This is a genomic window from Idiomarina sp. UBA3162, from assembly GCF_002364475.1.
Lineage (GTDB): Bacteria > Pseudomonadota > Gammaproteobacteria > Enterobacterales > Alteromonadaceae > Idiomarina.
Genome location: NZ_DEYI01000057.1, coordinates 94,276 through 95,060, shown reverse-complemented (window position 1 = coordinate 95,060; position 785 = coordinate 94,276). Strand labels below are relative to the sequence as shown.

Genomic DNA, 785 nt, shown 5'->3' with positions numbered 1-785 from the left:
AAAATCCCCCATCCGATAAAACAGCAACATATCGGGGTGTTCTGCTTTGATTCTTAAGTACTGTTGCATCATCGGCGTGTGCGCCTGAATGCTCTGTTCAGAGGTCGGTGAGACTGGCATACTATTGTTATCTTTATTCAACGAGGACTGCGTCTATGGTAACAAGTGGCGGAAACTGGGCGCAACTGATTAAACACGCAAATGCGTTAGCAGAACAGTTAAATCAGCGTCAGCAAAACTTGGCTACAGCAGAATCGTGTACCGGCGGTGGAATAGGCTATCTTCTCACAGAAATTGCGGGGAGTTCTAACTGGTTTAATGGCGGTCTTATCACCTACACTAACGCGCTAAAACAGAGTCTGCTTGGCGTGTCGAGTGAGATACTTGAGCAACAGGGGGCAGTGTCGCGCCCCTGCGTCGAGCAGATGGCCCGTGGTGCGATGGCGCAATGCCAGAGTGATTGGGCGATTGCCGTTAGCGGCATTGCGGGACCTGGCGGTGGCACCGATGAAAAGCCCGTGGGGCTTGTCTGGATGGCGATCAGTAATGAAACCTGTTGCGATAGCTATCAACAAGTGTTTGCTGGGGACCGCAGTGAAGTGCGGTTAGCGACGATAGACTTCGTACTGAAGCGACTAATAGAAAAATTGAAGAAATAAACTTGATACTGTTAATTTATACAGTATACTCACAGGTGTTAACGAAACAAATTGGAGCATAGCATGAGCAACGATCGTTCAAAAGCACTGGACGCCGCCCTAAGCCAAATCGAACGTCAGTTTGGT

2 protein-coding genes are annotated in these 785 nt (G+C 48.9%); one reads left to right on the top strand and one right to left on the bottom strand.

Annotated elements, in window-relative coordinates; genetic code table 11:
- On the bottom strand, positions 1–69 hold a 69-nt coding region (locus tag B2X00_RS12600), incomplete at its 3' end, for a hypothetical protein (RefSeq protein ID WP_414653716.1).
- Between the two features lie 86 nt (positions 70–155).
- On the opposite strand from B2X00_RS12600, the gene B2X00_RS07370 reads away from it, so the two are divergent.
- Positions 156–659, top strand: coding sequence for a CinA family protein (locus B2X00_RS07370; protein ID WP_290486815.1), 504 nt, complete (start codon positions 156–158; stop codon positions 657–659).
- Positions 660–785: the final 126 nt, after the last annotated feature.

What these genes read in the sequence shown, in the direction of transcription:
- B2X00_RS07370 (WP_290486815.1), top strand. Translation starts at nt 156, where the DNA reads ATGGTAACAAGTGGCGGAAACTGGGCGCAACTGATTAAACACGCAAAT.